The organism is Marinobacter sp. ATCH36 (genome assembly GCF_023555055.1).
Classification (GTDB): Bacteria; Pseudomonadota; Gammaproteobacteria; order Pseudomonadales; family Oleiphilaceae; genus Marinobacter.
The window spans coordinates 243,873-269,104 of record NZ_JAMJPL010000003.1; the positions used below are offsets into that span (position 1 = coordinate 243,873).

General features: G+C 54.8%; 20 protein-coding genes and 1 pseudogene. 12 read left to right on the plus strand and 9 right to left on the minus strand.

From position 1 onward, the window contains the following. The first annotated feature begins 138 nt into the window (after positions 1 to 138). From M8010_RS12025 to M8010_RS20045, 3 genes and pseudogenes are all read left to right on the plus strand, one after another. Positions 139 to 1,146, plus strand: a complete 1,008-nt coding sequence (locus M8010_RS12025) for an Acg family FMN-binding oxidoreductase (RefSeq protein ID WP_250091515.1) — start codon at positions 139 to 141, stop codon at positions 1,144 to 1,146. A gap of 17 nt (positions 1,147 to 1,163) precedes the next feature. Beyond that, on the plus strand, positions 1,164 to 1,376 hold the full coding sequence (locus M8010_RS20040) for a hypothetical protein (protein ID WP_349666111.1): 213 nt from the start codon (positions 1,164 to 1,166) through the stop codon (positions 1,374 to 1,376). After that, positions 1,304 to 1,453, plus strand: a pseudogene (locus M8010_RS20045) (FAD-dependent oxidoreductase); the annotation flags it as partial. The gene M8010_RS20040 and the pseudogene M8010_RS20045, both read left to right, overlap by 73 nt. 280 nt (positions 1,454 to 1,733) lie before the next feature. Here M8010_RS20045 and M8010_RS12035 read toward each other — a convergent pair. Next, the gene (locus M8010_RS12035; protein ID WP_250091517.1) at positions 1,734 to 2,144 is read right to left on the minus strand and encodes an ACT domain-containing protein; all 411 of its coding nucleotides are present in this window, start codon (positions 2,142 to 2,144) and stop codon (positions 1,734 to 1,736) included. Positions 2,145 to 2,412: 268 nt separating this feature from the next. On the opposite strand from M8010_RS12035, the gene M8010_RS12040 reads away from it, so the two are divergent. Continuing rightward, positions 2,413 to 2,622, plus strand: coding sequence for a hypothetical protein (locus M8010_RS12040; RefSeq protein ID WP_250091518.1), 210 nt, complete (start codon positions 2,413 to 2,415; stop codon positions 2,620 to 2,622). A 48-nt stretch (positions 2,623 to 2,670) separates the two neighbouring features. On the opposite strand, the gene M8010_RS12045 is transcribed toward M8010_RS12040, so the two are convergent. Continuing rightward, the gene (locus M8010_RS12045) at positions 2,671 to 4,803 is read right to left on the minus strand and encodes an EAL domain-containing protein (protein WP_250091520.1); all 2,133 of its coding nucleotides are present in this window, start codon (positions 4,801 to 4,803) and stop codon (positions 2,671 to 2,673) included. Between the two features lie 293 nt (positions 4,804 to 5,096). Here M8010_RS12045 and M8010_RS12050 point away from each other — a divergent pair, with 293 nt between their 5' ends. After that, on the plus strand, positions 5,097 to 7,208 hold the full coding sequence (locus M8010_RS12050) for a putative bifunctional diguanylate cyclase/phosphodiesterase (protein ID WP_250091522.1): 2,112 nt from the start codon (positions 5,097 to 5,099) through the stop codon (positions 7,206 to 7,208). Positions 7,209 to 7,270: 62 nt separating this feature from the next. Here M8010_RS12050 and M8010_RS12055 read toward each other — a convergent pair whose 3' ends face one another. Both M8010_RS12055 and M8010_RS12060 read right to left on the minus strand, forming a co-directional pair. Next, positions 7,271 to 9,007, minus strand: a complete 1,737-nt coding sequence (locus M8010_RS12055; protein ID WP_250091523.1) for an NADP-dependent isocitrate dehydrogenase — start codon at positions 9,005 to 9,007, stop codon at positions 7,271 to 7,273. 36 nt (positions 9,008 to 9,043) lie between these two features. After that, entirely contained in the window at positions 9,044 to 10,507 is a 1,464-nt protein-coding gene (locus M8010_RS12060; protein ID WP_250091525.1) for a malate:quinone oxidoreductase, read from the minus strand. Between the two features lie 233 nt (positions 10,508 to 10,740). Here M8010_RS12060 and M8010_RS12065 point away from each other — a divergent pair, with 233 nt between their 5' ends. Both M8010_RS12065 and M8010_RS12070 read left to right on the plus strand, forming a co-directional pair. Further along, positions 10,741 to 11,124 (plus strand): hypothetical protein, encoded by a 384-nt coding sequence (locus M8010_RS12065; RefSeq protein WP_250091526.1) that lies wholly within the window; start codon positions 10,741 to 10,743, stop codon positions 11,122 to 11,124. A gap of 246 nt (positions 11,125 to 11,370) precedes the next feature. Further along, positions 11,371 to 13,374, plus strand: a complete 2,004-nt coding sequence (locus tag M8010_RS12070) for a methyl-accepting chemotaxis protein (protein ID WP_250091528.1) — start codon at positions 11,371 to 11,373, stop codon at positions 13,372 to 13,374. 420 nt (positions 13,375 to 13,794) lie between these two features. Here the strand turns inward: M8010_RS12070 and M8010_RS12075 are convergent, their stop codons facing one another. Continuing rightward, positions 13,795 to 14,049, minus strand: a complete 255-nt coding sequence (locus M8010_RS12075) for an HP1242/YdcH family protein (RefSeq protein WP_250091530.1) — start codon at positions 14,047 to 14,049, stop codon at positions 13,795 to 13,797. 92 nt (positions 14,050 to 14,141) lie between these two features. Then, positions 14,142 to 14,924, minus strand: coding sequence for a hypothetical protein (locus M8010_RS12080; RefSeq protein WP_250091532.1), 783 nt, complete (start codon positions 14,922 to 14,924; stop codon positions 14,142 to 14,144). A 187-nt stretch (positions 14,925 to 15,111) separates the two neighbouring features. Here M8010_RS12080 and M8010_RS12085 point away from each other — a divergent pair, with 187 nt between their 5' ends. Continuing rightward, complete coding sequence (locus tag M8010_RS12085; RefSeq protein WP_250091534.1) at positions 15,112 to 16,080, plus strand: beta-ketoacyl-ACP synthase III; 969 nt, start codon at positions 15,112 to 15,114, stop codon at positions 16,078 to 16,080. Between the two features lie 39 nt (positions 16,081 to 16,119). Here the strand turns inward: M8010_RS12085 and M8010_RS12090 are convergent, their stop codons facing one another. Then, a complete protein-coding gene (locus M8010_RS12090) occupies positions 16,120 to 18,564 on the minus strand; it encodes a YbcC family protein (protein ID WP_250091536.1) in 2,445 nt (814 codons plus the stop codon). Next, positions 18,561 to 20,180, minus strand: a complete 1,620-nt coding sequence (locus tag M8010_RS12095) for an NADH-quinone oxidoreductase subunit L (RefSeq protein ID WP_250091539.1) — start codon at positions 20,178 to 20,180, stop codon at positions 18,561 to 18,563. Before M8010_RS12095 ends, M8010_RS12090 begins: the two co-directional genes overlap by 4 nt. A 100-nt stretch (positions 20,181 to 20,280) precedes the next feature. Between M8010_RS12095 and M8010_RS12100 the strand changes: the two genes are divergently transcribed. From M8010_RS12100 to M8010_RS12115, 4 genes are all read left to right on the plus strand, one after another. Then, positions 20,281 to 21,192, plus strand: a complete 912-nt coding sequence (locus M8010_RS12100) for a LysR family transcriptional regulator (protein WP_250091540.1) — start codon at positions 20,281 to 20,283, stop codon at positions 21,190 to 21,192. Between the two features lie 86 nt (positions 21,193 to 21,278). Beyond that, on the plus strand, positions 21,279 to 22,760 hold the full coding sequence (locus M8010_RS12105) for a flavin-containing monooxygenase (RefSeq protein WP_250091542.1): 1,482 nt from the start codon (positions 21,279 to 21,281) through the stop codon (positions 22,758 to 22,760). An 80-nt stretch (positions 22,761 to 22,840) separates the two neighbouring features. Beyond that, on the plus strand, positions 22,841 to 23,521 hold the full coding sequence (locus tag M8010_RS12110; RefSeq protein WP_250091544.1) for a FadR/GntR family transcriptional regulator: 681 nt from the start codon (positions 22,841 to 22,843) through the stop codon (positions 23,519 to 23,521). Beyond that, on the plus strand, positions 23,518 to 24,522 hold the full coding sequence (locus M8010_RS12115) for a bile acid:sodium symporter family protein (RefSeq protein WP_250091545.1): 1,005 nt from the start codon (positions 23,518 to 23,520) through the stop codon (positions 24,520 to 24,522). Before M8010_RS12110 ends, M8010_RS12115 begins: the two co-directional genes overlap by 4 nt. Here the strand turns inward: M8010_RS12115 and M8010_RS12120 are convergent. Continuing rightward, entirely contained in the window at positions 24,493 to 25,146 is a 654-nt protein-coding gene (locus M8010_RS12120; protein WP_250091546.1) for a J domain-containing protein, read from the minus strand. The two genes, M8010_RS12115 and M8010_RS12120, sit on opposite strands and share 30 nt — an antisense overlap. Positions 25,147 to 25,232 lie beyond the last annotated feature (86 nt).

Below are 25,232 nucleotides of genomic sequence, written 5' to 3' on the forward strand. Positions count from 1 at the left end.
CGCTTTTAACCGCAAAGGAAAAGAAAAAGGAGAAAAAATCAAAGAAAAATGAAACCGACGTTCTGGGACATTGATTGTAGGGGAGATTGAAACCTCCTCGACTTGCCCTTAACCGCCGGGCTGACTGGCGAGGCTGCCATGAACTATTCCGACACGGTCAGTGAAATTTGGTGCCATGATGAGCTTGCTGTCTCACCATACGACTATAGAGCGTTGGTTCGGTACGCCACTCTCGCGGCGTCCAGCCATAATACACAGCCCTGGATATTCAAGCTTGAATCCAACCGGATATGGGTTCTTCCTGATCTATCCAGACGCTGCCCGGCAGTCGATCCGGATGATCACCACCTCTACGCCAGTCTGGGGTGTGCCACTGAAAATTTATTGCTTGCAGCACAGGCGGCTGGACTAAAGGGCCATCCCAGGTTCGATGCGTCGACAACAGGAGTGCAGATTGAGTTTGAAGAGACGACGGCCGTACGGTCTGCCCTTTTCGATGCCATTCCCCTGCGCCAATGCAGTCGTTCAGAGTATGACGGAGTGCCCCTCACGGAAAAAGAATTGAAACAGCTTCAGGACGCCGGCCATGGCGACGGCGTGTCGGTGCTTCTGATGACCGACGGCGCGCACAAAGACCTGGTTACAGGCTTCGTCGCCAAAGGCAACGACGCCCAGTTTGCTGACCCTGCCTGGGCTCACGAACTCAGGTCCTGGATTCGGTTTAGCGGTAAAGAGGCAGTTCATTCAGGAGATGGCCTGTACGGGCCTGCCATGGGCAATCCTGACGTGCCCCGTTGGCTCGGATTGTTGGCGATGAAGGCCACGTTCTCGGCCAAAAACCAGAACAAAAAAGATCGTCGTCACATCCAAAGCTCTTCTGCCATTGCCGTAATCTACTCAGAGACGGATGGCATACCGCACTGGATCGAAGCAGGCCGTTGCTACCAGCGCCTCGCCCTTCAGGCTGCCGCTCTGGGTCTGCGGACGGCATTCATCAACCAACCCGTGGAAGTAGCGAAACTGCGCCCGGAATTTGCTCACGCAATTGGGATTGGTGATTGCCGCCCCGATTTTATCGTGCGGATTGGCCACGGTCCGGAGATGCCGCGATCTCTCAGACGGCCAGTTGAGGATGTTCTCGGCTAATTGCGTCGAGCTCCCTCATGAATAATTCTGGTCATCGATTTATCGGCCTCCGGCAATGGGTTCTCTCTCATACGCTACTGGCCTTTCCGCTGTTTTACCTCGGGTGGGCCTACCTTTTCTGGGCACCGGTGCTGTTGTCAGAGGAGTCGGTGTGGACATTTCCGAACCTGTTGTGGTTCCTGATCGGAGGCGCAAGCCCCTTGTTGTTGGCGCAGGTCTCGCAGGACTGAAAGCGGCCTTAGAGCTGAAAAAAGCTGGGAAACGCGTCGTGGTATTAGAGGCTCGGGATAGAGTCGGCGGGCGCTCCATGCCGGGGGAAATATGTGGCCAAACCAGCATCCTCGTCGGTTTTATCGACGGGAATAATGCCATCGACATGAGCGAGAAGAACGAATCCACCTACGTCGCGCACACTGCCCCGGGCACGATTACCTCATTCGGTGAAACAATTCGGGAGCCCTGCGGCCGAATTCACTGGGCTTGTGTGTCCACCTCAGAAGCGGCTCGAGCCAGGGCTCCCTTGCCATTCGTTTGGTTGGTATTTGTGACCAGACGTCAATTGTGTTCATCGCAAGTTTCCATCGCGTTTAACCGTCCGGTTGGCTGGCGAGCTCCTTAAGTGCTGCCATCGCCTCATCGCTTCGATCGTTGGGCACAAAGATGTGGTCGTGGTAGAAGCCGGCAATTACGTTCGTGGTAATCCCCCGCTCGGCAAGCAGACTTGTTACAACGGAGGTAAGCCCCAGAGCCTCAAGACTGGAGTGACCTTCGAGCGTGATGCGGCGGAAGACTCTATAGTAGTCGAGGCCCTCGGTTTTGGCATGTTCCAGAGGAATAACCAGGGTTAGGCCTTCCAATTCGGCAATACTGACGATCGGCTTGAGCTTTTCCAGCTCGCCATACTTTGCGCGAGGCACTGTGCAGTAGACATAGGAAATCGAATCAAGTTGTGGCGAGAGTTGCTTGATCAAATCCTGGAGAAACTGTGATCGCTTCATATTTGGCTTTCCTCTGGCCGAATGTCGTTGGCATTGCTTCGGGAAATTTCAAATTCACCGTTACACAAACAGGCTGGTCGCAAAAAGCCTGTAACAAGATCTTACAATCCTGAATGTAGTAAATAAGTGAAAGCCGGTACAGCGCTTTATTCTACTGTTTTAACGATTGCCTGCTCCCTCACCACGTCATAGAATTCACGCCTCAAGCAGCTTCTACGACATTCGGTGAGGCGCAACCGGCAGTAGGTCAAACATAAGGCTGTAGTTAATGGAAACCGCAAATCGCATCAGCGCCGTTGAACCCGAGAAGATCTCCCTTGATGGTGTCGAAATCGCCGGGCTCGTTGTTCCGCTGCTTTTTGCGATCATGACAATTGTTCTGGTGGCAATTGCCCCAGATTCCGCCGGGACATCGTCAAAAGATTCGAAAACTGACTCCCAGCGTGTTGAATTGATCGAACAGATCCAGAAGCGATAGGGTTTCCTCAGAGGTGGGTCTGGCAGTGAAGACGCGTATGCGGGAAACCTACTGAGACGCTAAATACTGAGCCTCAAACAGTTCTGGAGCGATTGCCTTGCTATAAAGGAATCCCTGCGCACTTTCACAACCAATGCCCCTCAGAAAGTCTGCTGTATGCCGGTCTTCAACCCCCTCCGCCAGAATACGGAGTGGCAAACTTTCCCCTAATGAAATGATGGCTTTAACAATGGCCGCTTTCTCCTGATTGCTGGTGATGCCACGGAGGAAGCTCTGATCAATCTTCAACTCATCGACCGGAAGCTCCTGCAGATAACTCAATGAGGAGTAGCCGGTACCGAAGTCATCAACCGAAACACCTACTCCCAGAGCTTTCAGAGCGCGGACTCGATCCGTTGCACCCGCAATGTCAGTCATCAATAGCGATTCGGTGAGCTCAAGTTGTAGTTGAGCAGGTCGCAACTGATACAAACTCAGGAGCTCTTCAATTCGGCTTACCAGCGTGTCATGCCGCAACTGCACCAGAGACACGTTAACGGATATCCGCAGCGGCGCATGGCCGGCATCGTCCCAGGCTCTGGCCTGCCGGCATGCCTCTTTCAGAACCCAATCGCCAATCTCCAGCATCAGCTCTCCGTGTTGCTCCGCAACAGGAATGAATCGGCCCGGAGAGACCTGGCCAAGCTCCGGGTGCTCCCACCGCAGCAGAGCCTCGGCTCCTTCTGCTTTTCCTGAGGAGAGGCAAATTTGCGGCTGAAAATATAATGCGAGCTGGTCTGCCGCCACTGCCTTTTTCAGTTCAGCCCTGAGATGCCGACGCTCTTCTGCTTGCTGGTTCAATTGGGCCGTAAAAAACTTGCCGATATTACGGCCCTCGGCTTTGGCCTGTTTCGTTGCTGTCTCTGCATGCTTGAGGAGTGCGTTGGGGTCCAGTCCGTCATCCGGGTACGTACTGATGCCGATGCTTACCGATATATGGACATCCTGACCCCGAATTTTAAAGGGATGCCCAATACGCTCCTGTAGTTTATCGCAGAGACCGCTTACGTAATCTTTATGCTCAACATCTGACAAGAAAAGAATGAACTCATCGCTTCCGACGTGGCTCACCGTATCCGAGCGGTCGATGCAGGACGCCAAACGTTTTCCCACCTTCTTGAGCAGGTTATCTCCGCCGGAACGGCCCAGCGTATCGTTGGCATCTTTGAACTGGTCAAGGTCCAGATGCAACACGGCAACGCCAAGCTCATCGTGTTCAGCCTTGACCAGTGTCTTATAGAGCCGGTCAACAAACAGGGCCCGGTTCGGTAAGCCCGTTAGTGCGTCATAGGCAGAGAGATACCCGAGCCGTTGTCTTAACGACCGTTCCTTACTGATGTCACGAAACGTGGTTACTGCCCCGATGAACTCGCCCCGGGCGTCTCTCAGCGGGGCTGCCGTTTCCTCTGCCGGAATCAGCTTGCCGTCGGCGCGCTGCAACAGGATGTCGGGTCCACGATGGGTAATCTGGCCATTTTCGGTAGCGCACAATGCCGCGCACTTCAAGCGCTCTCTCGTTGTCTCATCAAGAGTAACCATCACGCTATTAACAGGCTGACCCAGGGCTTCCTCAAGGCTGCAACTCAGTATGGACTGCGCCGCCGGGTTGATGTAGTTGATTATGCCGTCTGGTCCGGTGCTGACAACGCCATCGCCAATGCTTTGCAAAGTAACGTCCAGCCGCTCGCGTTCGCTCGCCAGGCGGCGATTTGCCTTGGCAACGTAATTATTAACTGCCTCAACGATGGCTTCATCCAGAGCCTCGTTAAGAAATCCGACCTCCTCGGTCGGCATTGTTTCAATCTGCGGGATCAGACGTTTGAAAATGGCCATCCGCAGCAACCCGTATTCTCTCGTCGTTTCTTCCAGAGTGAAGCCCAGCTCCCACCGCTGTTCAGCGTGATGCTTGGGCCACTTTCCGGGTAATTTCGCAGGGTAGGTGCTGGTGCTTACTTTCTCTGCACTTGCTGCGATGCTCTCCAGCAGTTCTGGCACTCTGTTGCGTTGCAGTTCATCTGACAAATCACGGGAGGCGTTGATTCTACGTTTACCCAGTGCTCGCCAGTCCTCAAGGATTGCCTCCTGCTCCTGGCGGAGAAATTCATGAAGTCTTTGCGGCGAATGTTTAACGTTTTGGTTCATTATGCATCGTACCGTAACAGCTGTATTTTCATCTTCATGATACGTTTTTCCGTAAAGCGTCGTGATGCAAAAACCGTGTAGAAAGATGAGTTTCCCCTTTAACTGATAGTACTCAGCGGTAAATTGTTCAAGACGGATCGTCCTCTACACAGGTGACTCCAGCCAGGGTTTTCTCGCCATCCATCTGCTCGTTATTTTTTTGTAATTGTCGCTCTTGATCAAGATTAATTACTATCGCAAGGAAAATCGATTTAAAGTAAATACATCATTTTAGATCTGACAAGGCCAGACAAATGAGGTTAGCGGAGTTTATCCGAACCTACAGGCAAAAGATCCTGGAGGTCTGGGAGCATGATGCAGAAGAGATTATCCCCCATCAGCACCGCCTCACCAGTTCAGAGGTGCGGGATCATGTCGGGCTTATCCTGTTGAGAATTGCCGGTGACATCGAAGCAAGCGACGGCGATGTACCGCGGGTTATCGATATCGACGAAGATCGCTCCGGCAAAGTGATGCCTGCCAAACAGCATGGTGTTGAGCGCCACGATCTGGGGATTGATATTGTCCATGTGGCGACGGAATTCAGTGCCATGCGCACGGCGGTGGTTCAGCTTTGGACTCAGGATAATCCCCCTACAGATCCAACTGATCTGAACGACCTCATGCGCTTCCACAAAGAGGTGGACCGAGCGTTGGCACACTCAATTGATCACTATGCCCAGCGCAAGGAGAAACAGGGGCGCCTGTTCGAAACCATGCTGTCTTCGCTGCCGGATCCCTGTTGTATTCTCAGCGTTGAAGGCCGGTTTATTTATGCCAACAAGGCGATGGCCGAGATGTGCGACCTGCCCCCCGATGACGTTATTGGCCGCAAGTTTTACGAACTGCCGCTGCCTGCGAATTACAACGGTGAGGGCCAGCTCAGCGAGGTTATCCAGCGCAAGGAACAGCGGGAAGGAGAAGTCGAGATAGACGTTTTCACAGGTGAGAAGCGCCATTTTGAATATGTTTATGTTCCTGTCCTTAACGAAAACAACGAAGTTGAGGCCGTGTCCGGAATTGCTCACGACGTGACTGAGCGTAAAAGATCAGAGGCTGAAATTTGGCGCCACGCTAACTTCGACACGCTCACCAACGTACCCAACCGCCGTCTGTTCCGTGATCGCCTGGAACAGCACGCTGCCCACTCCGCACGTACCGGGGACCCGTTCGCGCTGCTGTTTATTGACCTGGACCGCTTTAAAGAGATCAATGACACGCTGGGACACGATGCTGGCGATAAGCTGCTCAAAGATGTTGCCATACGTATCAGTGCATGCGTGAGGCAGTCGGACACGGTGGCCCGAATCGGTGGGGATGAGTTCACTGTGATTCTGCTGGATACCGGCGGTGTGGACGTGATCGAAACCATCGCCGGTGCAATTCTTGAAGAACTTAAAAAACCGTTCCAGCTCGGAGATGAGGAAGTCATTATTTCCGGCAGCATTGGTATCACGCGCTTCCCGGCGGATGCCACCACACCACAGCAGTTACTCAGCAATGCCGACCAGGCCATGTATGCCGCCAAATACTCAGGACGCAACCGTGTCTGTCTCTACACTGACGTGGCACAGCGTTCACACAATGACAGGCAACTGCTAATCAGCGAACTGAGGGCGGCTCCTGCCAGCAACGAGTTAAGGCTCTACTATCAGCCGATTGTTGACCTCACAGACGGAAGAATCGCAAAAGCGGAAGTGCTGCTGCGCTGGCAGCATCCACGCCGGGGCCTGCTGTTACCCGAGGACTTTCTTGGGTTGGCGGAAGAAACCGGGATCATGTGTTCCCTCGAAAACTGGGTCTTTGCTGAAGCCGCCCTCTTCTCCGATCATTGGTCCACCCTTGCCGGCGGTGAAGCATTTCAAATTACCATCAATACCTCGCCAACACAGTTCATGCACAGTGACAGCAAGCCTTGGGAGGCACACCTGAAGACGTTTGCAAACTCGGGGACAGGAATTGCCGTCGAACTCACAGAGAACGTGTTTCTGCACGATTCAAAGAACCTGTCCGAACGTTTCGCGGAACTCCAGGATGCGGGAATTCAACTGGCACTGGACGATTTTGGTACCGGCTACTCATCCCTGGCCTACCTGAAGCGCTTTGACATCAACTATCTGAAAATCGACCAGTCATTCGTGCACGGGAGCGACCCGGACTCGAGCGCTAAAACGATAGCCGAAACGATCATTGTGATGGCGCACAAGCTGGGTCTCAAAGTTGTGGCGGAAGGCGTGGAAACGGCTGAACAACGGGACTGGCTGGTTGCTGCCGGTTGTGACTACGCGCAGGGATATTATTTCTCCCGGCCACTACCTGTTGATGGCTTTGGCAAGCTACTTGAAAGGGGCTACGTAACACACTGATTTTATTGTCGCCGCCCTAGCCTCACCGATATCCTAAGCGACCTCAGAATGCGTAAATCGGACTACTGAAGCGCTTTTTCAACAGCGTCCAGAAAACCGGCCATATCCACTACCTGCTCCGAATCCGGGTCTACCGTTTTGCCCTTAAGATCCGCCGTGACAATGCCTCTGTCTACGGTGTCGGTCAGTGCTGACTTGAGATTAACGGCGTATTCGCTCAATGGTGTATTACCCTCACGCTCGCCCAGAGTTTCCAGTGCGTTTGCCAGAGCAAAGATCAGTGCGGAGGGATTAAAGTGAGCTTCCCGACCGTCGCTTTCAAGGTACTTCACGTACAGATCAGCAGCAGTGCCGTGGGGGGCTTCGAAAAGCATGGTGCCGTCTTTGCTCTCAATGATGGAGCTGGCGGTGGCCAGGCTGCCGCCCAGGGCCGCCGAGATGTCAGAGAAGATGTCGCCGTCCAGATTCTGGGAGGGATAAAGTGCGTTTCTCGGCGGATCGGTAATCATCTTCTTGAGCTGGCTTGATGGCCGCATAATCATGAACGACGGCGGTGGCGTATGCTCACGGGCCAGCTCCCGGCGCACTTCGGTAATCACGTTGCTGTAAACTTCGTCGTATTCCATGTACTCGCGTTTCAGGCCGAAGTAGACCTCCTTGTCCTTGCGGGAGGCGTCACGGAACACCTGGGCAACCCAGTCCTTGATGGCTTCCCGGTCATTGGACATCAGCAGCACCGGGTCGCCCTTTTTGACACGGCGGGCGTGCTTTTCTTCGCCGTCTACGATCACCTTGATAATACCGTCTTCCTGCGCCGGCATGTTAAAGCTGCCGTACTGGTCACCGCCGCCAGCACTCATGCGAGAGATAGACACATGGGCGCCGCGGCTGGGGATGCCGAATTCCCGGAGCTGGTTCACCAGTTTATACAGTTTCCGCCCTGTGGTGTTATCGGGCACGCCCCAGAGCGCACGCTCTGGTGGATTGGAGACGATGCGCGCCGCCTGGGCGTCGATCAGTTCGTAGTAGTAGTTCAGCCCCAGATCCTTGATTTTCTGGCGGTAGTCACGTTCATAGATGTCTTCGATCACCGTGCGCATGGCGCCGTCATAGCCGGGTATCACAGTGTCTTTCAAGCCCAGGTAAACATCCCGCTTCTCGTCGATGGCACGCTGGAAGAAACGATGCGCCCAGGCTTTGACATCCTCAAGGTCATTGGTGGCTAACAGCCATGGATCTCCTTTGCAGATTTCACGGCGATGCAATTCTATCGGGTCGCCACTGCTACCCACGAAGACCAACTTGACCACACCGGTTGCCTCGGAAAGCTGGTTGAAGCTGTCCTTGATACCGCCAAACTCCATGGTGTCCACTTCGATATCGCGGCCGACCCACGCCGGCCGCCTGATATTGAGGTTGCGGAACTGGATGTCCTCCCGGGTGATATTGCCGCTGATGCCCTTGCGGATGGCGCCGTTGGGGGATTTGGTGGCCAGTGGGCTCAGATTGCTGGAGTCCACCTCGGGGTGTTTGCGGAGCAGATCCTCCAGTTGCTGGCGGTTGACGGTCATGCCGGCATTCTTCACCCCTACCCCATGGCGCTGAAGAGCTTCGATGGCATCGGTTACCGCTTTGCCGTTGGTCAGCAGGCGGTGTTCCGCGGACAGGTCAATTTCTTCAAGCTTGATGTCGAGGCGCGCGGACACAAATTTTTCGAGAATCTGCTCGAACGCCACCTGGGCCATTTCGTCACCATGAAGAATGACCAAAGGCGAAGCCACATTGATCCTGCTGTCCATAGATTTCTCCCTGCGGTATCTGCGGTGTATTCAAATTCATTGAGCCGTGGACTGGTTTATCCCTAGCTGTTTGTTGACGGCATCACGAATCTCGCGGTACCGATCGGCATTATCCGCCAATGTGTCGAGATCATCCTCGGGAAAGATTTCACTCTTCCTTTTCATGGCTCCCTCTTTGGAAAAGATAGACGGTATTAGCTGTTCCAGACAGCGCAACATGACTTCTGGCGAAACCGACGCCCCGGGTGATGCCCCAAGTAGCGTCCCGTAGGTTTTGTCCTTGGACACCAGTATTTCCGTGCCCATCTGCAAATCGCCGTCTTTGATGATTTGAACCCGCTGGCCGGCTTCGATCGGTTTCCAATCGAACTTTTTACTTAAGCCCGGAGCAAAGCTGTCCAGCTCCTCGACCATGCTTTTCTCGCCTTTGAAGCTTTCTGAAACCAGATACTTGACCAGCGGAAAATGCTCCAGGGCGACGCTCAGCAAACCGGGGATGTCATGCAGCCGAATGGAAGTAAGGTAATCAAGAAACCCACGACCTCTCTCGAGAATCGGTTTGAAGGATGCAAACGGGCCGAACAGCAGATAATGCTTGCCATCCACTACCCGCAAATCCAGGTGCGGCACTGACATGGGAGGTGCGCCAACTTTCGCTTTGCCATAGGTTTTGGCCTTGTAGTACTTGGCCTGTTCTTCGCTAATCTGGGCCTGTAAAAAACGTCCGCCGACAGGGAAACCGGCAAATCGACTCCGAAATGGCAGATGGCTTCTTTTCAGAAGTGGAAATGCGCCGCCGCCGGCACCAACAAACAATACATCCGCCCTGTGTTGAACCGGAGTTCCTTTGCTGACTGCCTCGATCAGCCAGCGCCCGGTCGGGCTCTTGTGAACGCGCTTGACGTGGGTGCCATACTCGATTTTGACACCCAGCTCATTCACGGCGTATGCCGCCATTTGCTCTGTTAATGCCCCGAAGTTAACGTCTGTGCCCGTCTCGATGACGGTAGCCGCCATCTTTTGATCGCGGGGGCGCTCATCCATGGTGTAGGGAATCCAGCTCTTTATCTCATCAAAATCTTCTGAGTAACGCATGTTCTCGAAAAAGTGATGAGCCGACATTTCCCGGAATCTCAGTTGCAGTTCTTCGATCGAAGATTCGGACACAATGGTGCAGTGCTTGGTTTGATTGATAAACGAATGAGGGTCTTTGATGGCGCCTTTCTTGAGAAGGTAGGCCCAGAACTGCTTGGCAATATTGAACTGGGCATGGATCTTCAGGGCTTTTTCAACCGAGATGACTTCCTCGTCCACCGGGGTATAGTTCAGCTCACAGTTCGCCTCGTGGCCGGTTCCGGCGTTCCAGAAGGCTGACGAGTTTCCCGCCCCGGCGCTGTCCAGCCTCTCCAGAATGGTGATGTCCAGGTCAGGTGCGATCTCTTTTGCCAGTGTGGCAAAGGTGGTACCCATGATGCCTGCGCCAATTATTACTACGTTCATATAGCTTTCTCGCCAGTGTCAGTTTCTAGGTTATTAACCAGTAAAGTGTTGTGACCCGAAAATATCATGCTTACGGTATTCGCTGAAAATCAGTTGCAGGTGTTACCACGCCTCGCAGCAAGCGATGGCGACATTAACCCCACCAACATTGAAAGATAGTGATACCGGTACGGCTTTTCCACGTACCGAATAACTCACAAACTCACTTTTAACCAAACCAAAGAGGCCAGATCATGAATGTAATCAACGTAGGCCACCGTCTCCCGACCACACCGGCAGCCCTCCTCGGTTTCGCAGCGATGTTAGCAGCCGGTTTGGCGAGTGCCGACACTTCGCTCAGTGCAGAGGTCATCTCTAACGCGGTTAGCGACCATTCCTACCAGGGCAGCATGAGCGAACCCAACTCCGGGTTCAACGAATACTATGCGGCGGATGGCACCATTTACGGCGAGAATTACGAAGGTGAATGGACTACCCGGGAGGGCGAGATGTGTTTCGCCTATGGCGACGGGCCAACCTGCTACGAAGTCAGTCTCGATGGCCCATCCATGGTTTTACGTCAGGACGGCGCCATAAAAGGAAGCGGCATGCTGATACCGGGCAACACTGTTAAGTAGGAAGACTGCATCGCGGCTTGCGTCATTGCTTCTGAATGGGGTCAAGCCAGACCGCATACCAAAGATGAACTCCCTGAGCGGACACTATGTTTACAGCGATAGCGGCATGAAGCACTGGAACCTGAAACTCTCTCCCATGATCGCCAGCCAGGCGAAGTTTGTGGAATAAAAGCTTGGCCGTCGGCTCCAGATTCTCGTCGGCCAGTCGTTAAGCAATAAATCGAGTATGGGAAAAGAGGCAGACCAGTGGCTGTAAACACCTTTGAAGCGATTGAACGTCGACTTGGCGTGAGCGGGAAACTCCTGATTGCGCCTGTTTTTATTCTTCTGCTGTTTGCCCTCGTCACGTTTTACAGTGTCAGGGAGTTCCAGAGTCTGGATGAGCGCATGGGCACCGTTGCCAGAGACCTGGCACCGGAAACATCGATTGCGACCGGTGTCCTGATCAACCTTTACAACATGAGGTTAAGGGTTTTCGACTACTACGACACCGGTGACGATGAAATCCTGTCTCGTTTTGAGCAACTCGAGTCGGAATTCTTCAACGATCTGTCTGCCGCCAGGCAAGAGATTCAAAATGCAGAGCGGACTCAGCTAATCGGTGAAATTGAGAAAACGACTCTCCAGTTCGTGGATGTGTTCAAGACCGAACTGGTGCCGGCCAAACAGCAGGTAATGGATATCGTTGCCAATGAACTTGACCAACACGGCCCCGATGCGTCGGAAGCATTGCGCAGAGCCATGGATGGCGTTACCAACCGGGATCCCGATAGCCAGTTACGAGTGGTTCTGGAGCAGTTGATCCACGACACACTCCTTATGCGCATGGCAACACAACGCTTTTTCGCAGATGGTGACAAGTCATCCGAAACGGCACTTGGTTATGCCATGGAGGACGTGGCAATTGGCCTCGAGTTCCTGGATATGGATTCCGTTCCGGATTATGTCAGACAGTATTTTGATACCGCCATAGCATCACTGGAGAGCTACCAGGCATCGGTCCAGGAGTTGCTGGTTCATCAGAAAACAATGATTCGTACAAAAGAAGAGAAACTTGACGTACTGGGGCCGCGGATTACCGGATTGGCGAGGGATCTGGAACAAAAAGTGTTCGCATCACTCGAGGCGGTGGCGGACGAGGCGGAGGCCGAAACGGATACGGCACTCAATCTGACGTTGGGTGCGTTCATTGTATCTGTGGTGCTAGGGCTCGTGGTTGCCGTACTGATGAGCCGAATGATGGGCGCCAGTGTCAAACGTGCCCGGTCAGAAATCCTCGCCTACCTGGAAAATATCGGTAATAACGAGGGTGACGTCTCTACCCGGCTCACCAGGGGTCGTCCGGACGAAATCGGCGACTTCATCGCGGCCGTAAACTCGTTTCTGGAAACCCTGGAAGACATCATTTCCAGGATCGTTACTTCGTCACGGCGCCTCAGCACCGAGTCCGAATCTCTGTCCGGCATTACCGAAAGCACGTCCGCAAATGCCGAGCAACAACGGGACCAGGTAACACAGGTGTCGGCGGCGATGCAGGAAATGGTGTCGACATCCGACGAAATCGCCTCAAACACCAGTGACACAGACGAGTCCGCACGGCAGGCAGCCGGGCTCGCGGGTACCGGGCAGGAAACCGTTGCGACTGCGGTCAAATCGGTAAACAGGCTTGCAGAACAGGTGGAGGAAGGTTCAAAGCGCATTCAGCGCCTTGAACAGGAATCGGGAGAGATCGGCAACGTACTGGAGGTGATTCAGGCGATCGCGGCACAAACCAATCTCCTGGCGTTGAACGCTGCTATCGAAGCCGCTCGTGCTGGTGAGGCGGGCCGTGGTTTCTCGGTGGTTGCCGATGAGGTTCGTGGCCTCGCGAAGCGGGTTCAGGACTCCACGGTGGATATTGAGCGCATTGTCTCCAACTTGCAGCGCGGCGCCGCCGGTGCTGTGGTTGATATGAGCAAGGCCAAGCAAATGGCCGGTGAAGCCAGCGAAGAAGCGAGTAAATCAGGCGAAGCCCTGTCAGAAATCATTGCCGCCGTGAACCGGATCGTTGATATGACCACGCAGGTGGCAAGTGCAACTGAGCAACAGCGGGCTACAGCGGCCGAGATGACGCAGAACGTTGAAGCCAGTAGCAGTGCTATCGATAAACTGACGGACGACGTTGCCCATGTGAACCGATCCAGCAAAACCCTGGCGGATATGGCGGAAGATCTGGGTAGCCTCGTGCGCCGCTTCAAAACATCAACGTAATTTGGATTGCTTCAGATGTTTCCTACGTCACAGGCTACATATTCAAAGACTGATACCTGCTTGGCTGCTTGATCTGACAAGCTCAACAGCAGGATTTGCCCATACCGGGACTATGCCGAGAACTTCCAGAATGGCGTTCTTAAACGCTGCTCGACAACTTCTGGCGGGTATCCAACATCTTTGAGAAGGCGTGGTTCCATGGTCAGGACCAGGTGGAGGAAGTTACGCTTCATTCTCCAACCTTTGTAAAGTGATGCAGCTCTGTTCATTTCAATCATCCATTCATAGGTGACGATAAAAGGGTTAAACCGTAACCGGTCTTTGTTAGTTACCTATTTTATGGATAACGCCTTTCCGGCCCCATACTTGGAAACCACTACGCAGCCTCTTTTCAGGGCCCGGAGGGCTAATGACTTATACCTATCCTGCGCCGTTGGACTTGTTTACGAGCGTTTTGTAGAGGTCATCTTTCAGTTGCAGGCGTTGTTGTTTCATCCGGTGCAATTTGTCATCACCAATCGGGGCATCTCTGCGCTCAAGCCCTTCGATTTCCTGGTCCAGCTCTGCGTACTGCTGAAAATGTTCCCTGAACGTCAGATCATTCTGTTTTAACTCGTCGATCAGCTCTTTGAATTGCGGGAATTCGTTGTGAAGCTCGTGGTTGGAAATGCCCATTACCTCGTCTCCTTCTTATCGCAGAGTGGTTAATCAGGATGCCATTGCTGTTCGGGATTTGTGAACAGTCGAATGACTTAACAATCGGAAACCTATAAATCCGAAGCCAGTGGTTCCAGCCCAAGGGATTCCTTGAAATCCCTGTATTTATCGCGGTAGACGATAGCACCCAACGCCATAGCGGCCTTGGTGGCCATACGATCAAAGCTATCACGAATCAGGCAGGGTATGTTTGTTTTCAGCCTTACGCTGGCAGTTTCAATCAGCACGGCGCCCATGACCAGCAAGGCATCAATGCGCCGGTTCTCCCGGTCTCCATCCATGATGCGACGAGCCAGCGCTTTGGCGTCACCCAGTATGACAGTTTCCTCACCACTCAGACTTGCGCCATCAAACTCCATAAAAGCCTGATAACGCTGAGCCCGCTTCAACATCAAGGATTCCTTCACAACCGGGTCCGGTTCGTCCTGCTCTGGCCGTGTATTGAGCAGGCCATGTAAGCGGAAATCGACCTCTCCTGATGCGCGTTTCTGTTCGAAAACCTTCTCCATGTCGGCACGTGCAATGCTGGAGGTCGTTTCCATGGCCTCCGCGGTGACTGCGTCAAAGGTAGTCTTTTCCACTACATCCAACACTCTTCGAATCGTGTGAATCGCCTTCATCAGCTCCGGCCAGAGACGAGGGTCGGCTTCCCCGGGATCGTTAGGAAGCCTTGTCTGAATTGCCCGGGCGCTGAAAAATGCATTCTCTACATCACAGGCGGCAATACCGGGCTCGCTAGCAACCCATTTGACGCCATAGTCATTGAGGTCTTCAATCAGGCTAGAGGTGAGAATAAGCAGGTAATACTTCATGCCTAGGGGAAGGTCTGTCACCAGCAACACTCCTTCACAACAGGGGTACCTGACTACAGGTATAGCTGAATATGGCGCGACTACCAACGTTTCGTCAGGCCTGATGCGGTTTCCTATGACAAACCGCTAATAGCTGGGGGCGATCAATAAGGTATAGGATGATTGAAAGAATCTGAGTAATGACCCGTTTATCTGAGGACTATGGCACATGACGTACGCGCGAATTGTCGGCACGGGCTCCTATCTGCCCGAGAATGTCATGACAAACGAAGACATGGAAAAAATCGTCGACACCAGCGACCAGTGGATTCGTGAGCGTACCGGAATAGAACAGCGGCATATTGCCGTGGAAGGCGAAACCACCGTCGATCTGGCTGAAAAAGCCTCACGACTGGCGATTGAGGCAGCTGGCCTGAAGCCCAGCGACATTGATCTGATCGTGTTCGCCACGTCCACTCCCGACAAGATTTTCCCCAGTTCGGCCTGCATCCTCCAGGCCCGGCTTGATATCCATGGCTGCCCTGCTTTCGACATCCAGGCAGTGTGCAGCGGTTTCGTCTATGCCCTGTCGGTGGCTGACAAGTTCATTAAGACCGGCAGCAGCAAGCGGGTTCTAGTGGTCGGAGCAGAGCTGTTTTCACGCATTCTGGACTGGGAAGATCGCGGCACCTGCGTGCTCTTCGGCGACGGCGCCGGAGCGGTGGTTCTGGAAGCCAGCGAAGAAACCGGCATTCTGTCCACTCACATTCATGCCGATGGCAAATACGAAGACCTGCTGCACGTTCCTTACGGTATTGGTGATGGCTTTGACCAGGTACGCGCTGGCAAGGGCCACGTACACATGAAAGGCAATGAGGTATTCAAGATCGCGGTGAACACCCTGGGCCGGATTGTGGATGAAACCCTGGAGGCCAACCAGATGAAGAAGTCAGACATTGACTGGCTGGTACCTCATCAGGCCAACCTGAGGATCATTTCCGCCACCGCCCGCAAGCTGAATATGTCCATGGACCGGGTAGTGGTAACCGTTCACAAGCACGGCAACACCTCCGCCGCATCCATCCCGCTGGCGCTGGACGTGGCTGTTCGTGACGGGCGCATCCAGAGAAACGAAGTGATTCTACTGGAGGCTTTTGGCGGCGGCTTTACCTGGGGTTCAGCGCTGATCCGCTACTGAGTTCTGTTTCGCCAATAGCGCTGCGGCCCTGCCTCCTGATCAGCAGGGCTGCCATTGCCCCTCTCGATACAGCTCACCGCCCTGATCCGTCAGGCGATATAGCCAGACCCACTGATTTTCCACCAGGGCCGCCACGTCCGGGTTCTGCCGGATGGCGGCTTCTACCCTCTCTGCGGGCGCGTCGACCAGCACAGTCAGCCGGACCGGTTCATGCCGCCAGTAGGTGCCATCATGGACAGACTGGAGCGGTAATCCGATACGCAGATCAGTTCCGTTGCCCTCGATCACACCCACATTTCCTCCTACGACCGAGTGCAGCAGCTTGTTCCCGGCACCATAGACATCCAGCATGGTGACCGAGCCGAAATACTGCATATTGATCCAGTTCGCTACGATCATGGGTGCGGAAAGCAATGCCGCCAATATGTCGCCGTTCTGGTCCTGCTCAGGATCGTAATCGTGCAGGAAGACCCGTCCTCCCAGATTTCTGGCACGGGTTCTCGCCCGCTTTGCAAAGATGATGGCAGCGTTATTGGCCAGCCCCCACTCCGGCCTGACTTCAGTCCAGTCCGAGGTTCTGCTCTTAACCTTCTGTAATAGCTCATCATCGCCAAAGCCATTAAGCTTCAAAGCCGTCGCTCTTTCCCGCCGCGTCTTCTTTCCCGCCTCGGCAAATCCGCGCTCGAGATCTGCAAGCAATGGCGCATGTGACTCCGGAAGGCTGTGGGAATCAAAAAGAGAGACCTCATCGGTAACCGTGCAGTGCTCTGCTGCCACAGCCCAGCTGTCACCGGGAATGGAAATGCCCTCCTCTGCCAACGCTACACGCACCTGAGGATCGTTGAACAGTTGCGCCGCAAGTCGGGCATTGAGGCCCCCGTTCTGGCCACCACAGGCACCACAGGCCAGGCCGGCATGATGGGGGTTGTTCTCCGTCTGGGTACCATGGCCGGTGAACACCAGCAGTGGTGCAAAGTTACGGGTCAGGGACATGCCCCGGAGAAATCCGGCCACCAGTTCAACCTTGGTGGTTTCAAACAGCTGATCTCCACCGTGGAGATACACCAGCCGCGCCTCTGTCGGGACCTGTGTGTCTGCCCTGATTTTGCCGACGGACAGGTTGAGCGAGTCCTTCACCAGTTTCCAAGCCCAGGCAAGTCCGGTCGTTTCCACCAGTGTAAAGGTAGACAGACTGCCATACTTGGCTTTGCGAACCGATTCCCGCGTCATTTCACGCTGATCCAGCGCCTTGCTCATGGCAGTATCGCTCTCGTTGCTGCCGCGGGTATCCACCACCCGATAGGCCGGCCCCAGTATGCCAGGCAGCTTCTCCATGGGACGGTAAGGCCCGTGCCGGTGGTGAACGATGGGCAGCCCGAAGAATCCGGCAAACCCGATAGTCTGGATGCCGGGATGCGCCTCTTCAAGGTGACGGCGCATGATCTCCGAACGCACATCAATGCAGAACACTGCCTGGACATCGGGCCGTCCGGCAACGGCGCCGTCACCGGGCTGAGACCATTTATTGTCGCCCAGCGCCTGCCATAACGTGCGCCGGTATCCGATCTCGAACGCGCGCTGCCAGACCCAGAGCGAATCGGGCTCCGTTACGCAGCCACGCTGGACCAGAGCCCCACACTGGCTTGCCGCGGTGTTGATCTGTTCCGGACTGGCATGGGCAGTCGCCGCCCACTCCCAGATAAGCAATACGGACAACAGCTCTTCGCAGACAGCAGATTGTTCTTCTTTCAGGTTCGCGCGCCAGTCCACACCCCGGCACCAGCCTGCCCACCCGGGTATACGCATTAACAGCCCGTGGCAGAGCGCCTCCAGTGTTCCTTCATCGACACCGATCGCCTGAATGGCCAGGCTTGTAGCCTCCAGCCGGTCCTCAGGCATTGCTTTGAACCAGGCCCTGACCCCGCGAATGCCCGTGCGGAAGTCCAGTGACACGTCCATCCGTGCGGAATGCAGCCAGAAACCAAACAGGCTTTCCTCCCCGGAACCTGTTGACCAGCGGGACTGTCTCTTGTCAAAGAATGCGCCGCAGGTTCGACCAATCTGGTCAACCACAGCCGCCATTGGCCGCTTTTCTTCGTCAGCGGCGGGGAGAATATCCAGAAGCGAATATCCCGGCGGGATAATCGGGTGCTCGGGGCGGTAGAGCCGCTCACAGTAAAATTCAGGAGCGTCGGTGATTCCCGCCTCTTGCAGACTCATCAGCAGATCATCGCGGCTGATTCTGCCGCCTTCCCACGCCTCACGATAAAAAGCCACTGGCATCAGCAGGGATTCGGAGCGCCGGAGTCGCAGCAGGTTGTCTGCGTGGGAGGCCTGATAATTTCGTAAACCCCAGAACGGGTTTACGGCAATCCACTGATCCAGCGGCCAGACCGGTGCGATCATATTACAGGCGTTCGCCATCGATACCTGCCACTGGCCAAGGGACTCATTAGCAACAGAGCATTGAGCAAGACCGTTCATGCTTTTTCTTCCATGGTGAAGGGATGGTGAGGAACCCTGTTCAATGAAGCAGGCACATGCAATGCCCGGGAAGCCAGACGACGGGTGATCCGATCGAATGGAATATCAAGATACAGGCCTTGGCTGAAATGTCTTTGCAGAGACGCCACAATCGGCGCCCGGGGCATCAGTGCCACCATGAGCGACAACAACACCAGAGCGGCCAGTAATCCGAATCCGATGCCCAGGGCCACGCCAGGCAGGGCAAATGTTGCATGTTCCGGCACCGCTGAACCCAGCAGGGCGTGGAGAGCGGCATAGACAGGCACCAGCACTAGCGCGAGGCCGGCAATGCTGGCCCTTGTCTCCTTGCTGGCACCCCGTGGTGTGCCCATGGCCGCGCTGGCTACAGCAAATACCAGCAAGGCACCGAAGACCGGATTGCCCTCAACCAGCCACGGCTGCCATACCAGCATGAATGAGGCCAGTGCTGCGGCTGAGCCGGCCCAGAACAGCCGGCTACGCAGCGGTGATTCAGGGAATACGTCCACAGCAGACGCATTGACGGTGCGCCCCGCAGCGAGGAAGGAGTGGGCCTTGTACACAGAGTGAGCCAGTAAATGCAGCAACGCCAGGGTGTAGGCACCCATGCCAATCTCGAACAACATGAAACCCATTTGGGCGCAGGTGGACCAGGCTAACGCATGCTTCACCGAGTAATGAGTCATCATGGTAACCACCGCTATAACAGCAGTGGTTCCGCCCACGACCAGTAGAATCATGTGCCCGGCGGTGAAACCTTCGAAAACCGGGAACAGGCGCAGCCACAGGAAACCACCCAGGTTGATAACACCCGCATGCAAGAGTGCAGATACCGGCGTTGGCGCTTCCATAACCCTGAGCAACCAGCCATGAAACGGTATCTGGGCACATTTGAGCACAGCTGCAATTGCCAACAGGATGGCAGCTGCGTTGAGCGCGGTGGAATCCGCGGAGGTGGTGGCCTGCATGGCCATCATATCCGGCAGGCGAAAAGAGCCATAGTGTTGATACAGCAACAGAACTCCACCAATCACCAGGGCATCACCCGTGCGGCTGACGATAAATTTCTGCACTGCGGCAATCCTTGCCTGCGGGCGATCGGGATAGAGGGTCAGCAGATGGTGAAGGGCCAGGCTGACCCCTATCCAGGCACCCGCCAAAACCAGCAGATTATTGGTGAACGCCAGCACCATCACGCAGGTAATGGTGGTCAGAAACCAGGGCAGAAATCGTTCACGACCGGGGTCACCCCGCAAATAGTTTTCTGCAAAACGAAGAATGGCCCAGCCGATAAACGCCACCATCAGCGCCATCCAGAGCGCAACTCCATCGGTGTACAGTCCCAGCTGGAGAGCAGCGCCGGTAAGACTGTTGTTGCTGCCAGTCAATGCGGTCTCAATCATGGCGAGCATGGCAATAACAATAGTGAAGACCATGGAGGCGCTCAACAGCTGACCTGCAATTCGCCAGCAGTGATTGAGTTTAAGAATGTCACCGGATCGCGCGCTGAACAGGGCAACGGCAAACAGGCAAACCGGTACCATCAGCCACAGGCCAAGCGCCAGAAAAGCCAGTACAGACATCAGTAAGTTCATTTTGATTCCCTCCAGATTTGGCTCTACTTTGCCTTTTCCGGAATGTTATTTAAAATAGATAATAATGAACTGCTCGTTCTTATTTTAAGAACCATATTCTATGAAACTGAATTACCATCACCTTTACTACTTCTGGATGGTCGCCCGGACCGGCCATCTGACGCGGGCCGCCAGGATGCTTCACGTCTCTCAATCGGCACTGTCGGGACAGATTCGCAAACTGGAGGACAGCCTTGGTCACGACCTGTTTATCCGCGAGAGCCGCAAGCTGATACTCTCGGAAGCGGGCCGAATGGCGTTTTCCTACGCCGAGGAAATATTCCGCCACGGGGAAGAACTGACGGCTCTTTTTTCCTCCGGATCGAAACCGAACCGGGAGGTAATGCGCATAGGCGCCGTCGCGACGTTATCGAGAAATTTTCAGGAGGCTTTCCTGCAACCATTGCTGGGGCGGGATGATCTGGAGTTGTGCCTTCAAAGCGGGCATATCGATGAACTGTTGCGGAGACTGTCGGCCCACCGGCTGGATATTATCCTATCCAACCAGGCGGTGAGGGGCGACGAACAGAACCCCTGGCGGTCGCGGCTGATCGCCCGGCAACCAGTCAGTATCATCGGCCCACCCGGCGCGGAAAATGATACTGGGTTTCCTGACTTCCTCACCGGCCGGAACCTGATCGTGCCCGGCCCTGAGAGCAATATTCGCCAGGGCTTTGACCAGCTTTGCGAATATCACGGGATCTATCCTACGATAGCTGCCGAAGTTGACGATATGGCCATGATGCGACTGCTCACCAGGGATAGTGGCCACTATGCGGTTTTGCCACCAGTTGTGGTTCGTGACGAGCTGAGATCTGGCGCTCTCGTGGACTACGGACCGTTGCCCGGCATATTCGAGGAGTTTTACGCCATCACCATACGGCGACGATTCGAAAAACCGGCACTGCAGCAAATACTGTCGCAACCGGCCGAGAATTTCCTGGCGATGCCGGCCGTTGATCATTCTGACTAACCTGTCTGTCCGAAAAAGTCATCCATTGCCGCGAGTTGGCCCCGTATACTGATTGCTCAATCATTTCTCCAGCAGGCGAATTTGCCATGAATCAATCTGCAGGTGCTGCACTTCCCACTGTCCTGATTATTGGCACCGGGTTTGGTGGGCTGGGCATGGCAATACAACTCAAAAAATCCGGCATCAACTCATTCCTGATGCTGGAGAAAGCCAACGCAGTCGGCGGTACCTGGAGAGACAACACCTACCCCGGCGCTGCCTGCGATGTTCAGTCCCACTTGTACTCTTTTTCCTTTGAGCCCAAGCATGACTGGTCCAGGAAATTCGGACTGCAACCGGAAATTCTCGGTTATATGCAGCACTGCGTTGAAAAATATGGACTGGCTGACCACATCCGGTTCGGCAAAGAAGTGGCCAGCGCGGCCTTTGACGAAACCGGCAATACCTGGACTGTAACAACTACCGACGGCGACTCATTTAACGCCGATATTGTTGTCACCGCCACCGGACAGCTGAACCAGCCCGCCTGGCCCAACATACCCGGGCTGGAAACTTTTACCGGCAAAATGTTCCACTCAGCTCGCTGGGACCACGATTACGACCTGAATGGAAAAAAAGTGGCCGTTATTGGCACCGGTGCCAGTGCCATTCAGTTCGTACCGGAAATAGTGCCCAGGGCGAAATCCCTGAGACTGTTCCAGCGCTCTGCTGCCTGGGTGCTACCAAAGCCGGACCGGCCTTTTTATCGGTGGGAGCAAACACTGTTTCACAAAATCCCCGCCTGGGACCGACTCTACCGTTACCTGATTTACTGGAAGAATGAGAGCCGTGCCCTCGCCTTTACCCGCTTCAACAGCCTGCTGGAAATTTTCGCCTGGCAGGCAAAGCGCTTTGCAAAAAGCGAGGTCGGCGACCCCGTCAAGCTCAGGCACCTGATCCCGGATTACAAGATTGGCTGCAAGCGCATCCTGATCTCCAACGACTGGTACCGGGCCGTGGATCAGCCCCATGTAAACCTGGTTACCGCTGGTATCGAAGGGGTAACCGAAAATGGCGTTGTGACTACCGACGGTGCTTTACATAAGGTGGATGCCATTATCGTGGGCACCGGCTTTGCTGCATCCGAGTTCCTGTCGCCCATGGAAATCACCGGTCGCAACGGCGTGTCGCTGAACCAGGCCTGGTCTAACGGTTCTGAGGCGTACAAGGGAATTACCGTGTCCGGCTTTCCTAACCTGTTCATGCTCTACGGTCCCAATACCAACCTCGCTCACAACAGCATTGTCTATATGCTGGAGTCGCAAGTTCGGTACGTGCTCAGCTGCATCGACTCACTGCGTAACACCCCTGGTGCTGCTATGGACGTGAAGCCGGACAGGCTCAGCGAGTTTTCCGCTACCGTCCAGCAGAAGCTCCAAAGCAGCGTCTGGGAATCCGGCTGCCAGTCCTGGTACCTGGATGAAAACGGCAGGAACACTGTGAACTGGCCAGGCTTCACATTCACCTACCGCAAGGCCACGCAACAGGTTAATCCAGACGACTACGAGTTTCTCCAGGCCTCACGCTAGAACGCAGCCACCGGAAACCTGTTTGACAGCCCAAACCAATTCATAGGATGATTGGATCATCTGCTGTCAGGATCATAGACATGAAACTCGCAAGAATCACCAAAGGCTCCCTGGTGGAAACCGCCATTGAGAGTCTTCGTCACGCTATCGAACAGGGTCACTGGGCTATTGGTGACAGGCTACCCGTGGAAGCGGACCTTTCAGAGTCGCTCGGTGTCAGCCGTAATACCGTTCGGGAAGCCGTCCGGGTTCTGGTTCATGTGGGCATGCTGGAAACCCGCCAGGGCGACGGCACCTACGTACGTGCCACGAAAGATGCCGGTGAAACCCTTCGCCGAATCGGCCGCTCTGAACTGAGGGACAAGCTGGAAGTGCGCATCATGCTGGAAACGGAAGCAGCAAAACTGGCGGCGAAACGGAGAAACACACATGACATGGAAAAGATGACCCTCGCCCTGGATGAGCGGGCCAGGGCTGATGACAGTATTGCAGATCGTATTCATCACGATCAGGCGTTCCATACCGCCTTGGTAGCGGCATCCCACAACCCTGCCCTCGCAGAGCTGTACGATTATTTTGCCCATGCGATCGCGATGACTATAGAGCAGACAGAACTGGACTCCGAACTTCCTGAGCCGTCCCAGGAAGATCATGAGCTGCTGCTGGCCGCCATACGGCGTCAGGACGCGGCAAAGGCAGAAACACTGGCAAAGGCCCTGTTGCAGCCAAGCTTCGACGCCCTGGGGAGCAGGCTTGCATGAAATTCCGGCTCGACACCTTCACACTTTTGCTGCTGGGCGCCATTGTTCTTGCAACCTTTCTGCCTGTACGCGGTGACGCCGCCGAAGCACTGGCCACAGCCGGCACGGTGGCCGTTGCGCTTTTATTCTTTTTCCACGGAGCGGCACTGTCCCGCGAGCAGATCATTACCGGCGCCACTCACTGGCGCCTGCACATTATTATCACGTTATTTACCTTTGTATTTTTCCCACTGGTGGCACTGCCGATTAACGAGATAAGCAGCTTCGCACCCCAGTGGATGCCGCCGGATCTGGGCCTCGGTTTTCTCTACCTGGGGGTGCTGCCATCCGCTGTGTCCTCATCCATTGCGTACACCGCCATGGCAAAAGGGAATGTGCCTGCTGCCATCTGCAGCGCAGCCGCTTCCAACGTGTTCGGTATGATGCTAACACCGTTCCTGCTGTTGCTACTTGTGAGCACATCCGGGGATGGCAGTTTTTCGGTGGCCGAAGCGCTCAAAGACATCGTGCTCCAATTGCTTTTGCCGTTCGCCGTGGGACACGCTCTGCGGCCATTGTTGGGTGGTTTCCTGGCCCGCCATGAAGCCCTGACCTCCCGCTACGACCAGTGCGTTATCTGGCTGATTGTCTACTCCGCCTTTTCCCATTCTGTCGCCAGTGGGCTCTGGCAGAATTTGCCATTGAACGCCATTTTGCTGGCAATAACACTGTGCTTTGCTCTGCTGGGCTTTTTTATGGTGATGGCAATGTTCGTTGTTCGCAGGCTTGGGTTCAGCCTGGAAGATGAAGCAGCTGTGGTCTTCTGTGGTTCCAAGAAAAGCCTGGCGTCAGGTCTGCCCATGGCCAAGGTTCTGTTCTCCGGGCATCCCGGGTTTGGCATGATCGTTCTGCCGATCATGTGTTACAACCAGATCCAGGTCATCGTAGGCGCCATGCTGGCGCAGAAATACCGCGCCAGGATCGAGGCAGCGTCAGCCGCCCCCACCCATTCCACTGAATAGCGTCGCCAGAATGGCCAACCCTACAATCCAGCCGATGACCGCTGGCCAGAAGTTGACCATCTGGGGCGGGAGCTCTTCACCAGCCTCCTGATCCGAACCGGCGTTGTCTGAAAAGGTTTCATCCTCTGCCTGCACTTCAGGAGCGTCGCGCAGGCTGTACCAGTCGAACCAGCCAGCCAGAAACTGCACCACCGGCGCCGGAAAGCTTCCGTTCTCAGCCATGGGACGAACCTGCTGCTCCAGCGCATGCCCGATTTCCCGCCGCAGACGGGGCTGGTCCGCTGGGGGTTCTCCAAGAATGGCTTTCCAGATCTGGGGGTCACTGCTACGGCGAGAATCATTGAGCAGTGCGCTGATCTGAATAATCACTTCCCGTACAACCTGCTGTTCGGATGCATCGAGCTCGGCAGCTTCGGCCTGCTCAGGCTGAGCCGGACTCTGCTCACGTCTCGCTTCTGGCTCAGCCGGTGGCGCGTTGGACTCTGCACCAGTGGCTTCACGATAGGCCTGGCGCAAGCGTTCAAGCTCCTCATCGGAAGCAAATTTTTCCTGCCGCTCGTAGGCGGCATCAATCACGGCCCGGTCGCGAGTGGGCTCAATTCCAAGTATTTCCCAACAATTCATAGAGTTACAACTCACTCTGCATATAGAGATTACATTTTTGAGAGACAAATGTAATCTTGTCACTTAGGATAAAGACATAAAAGCTA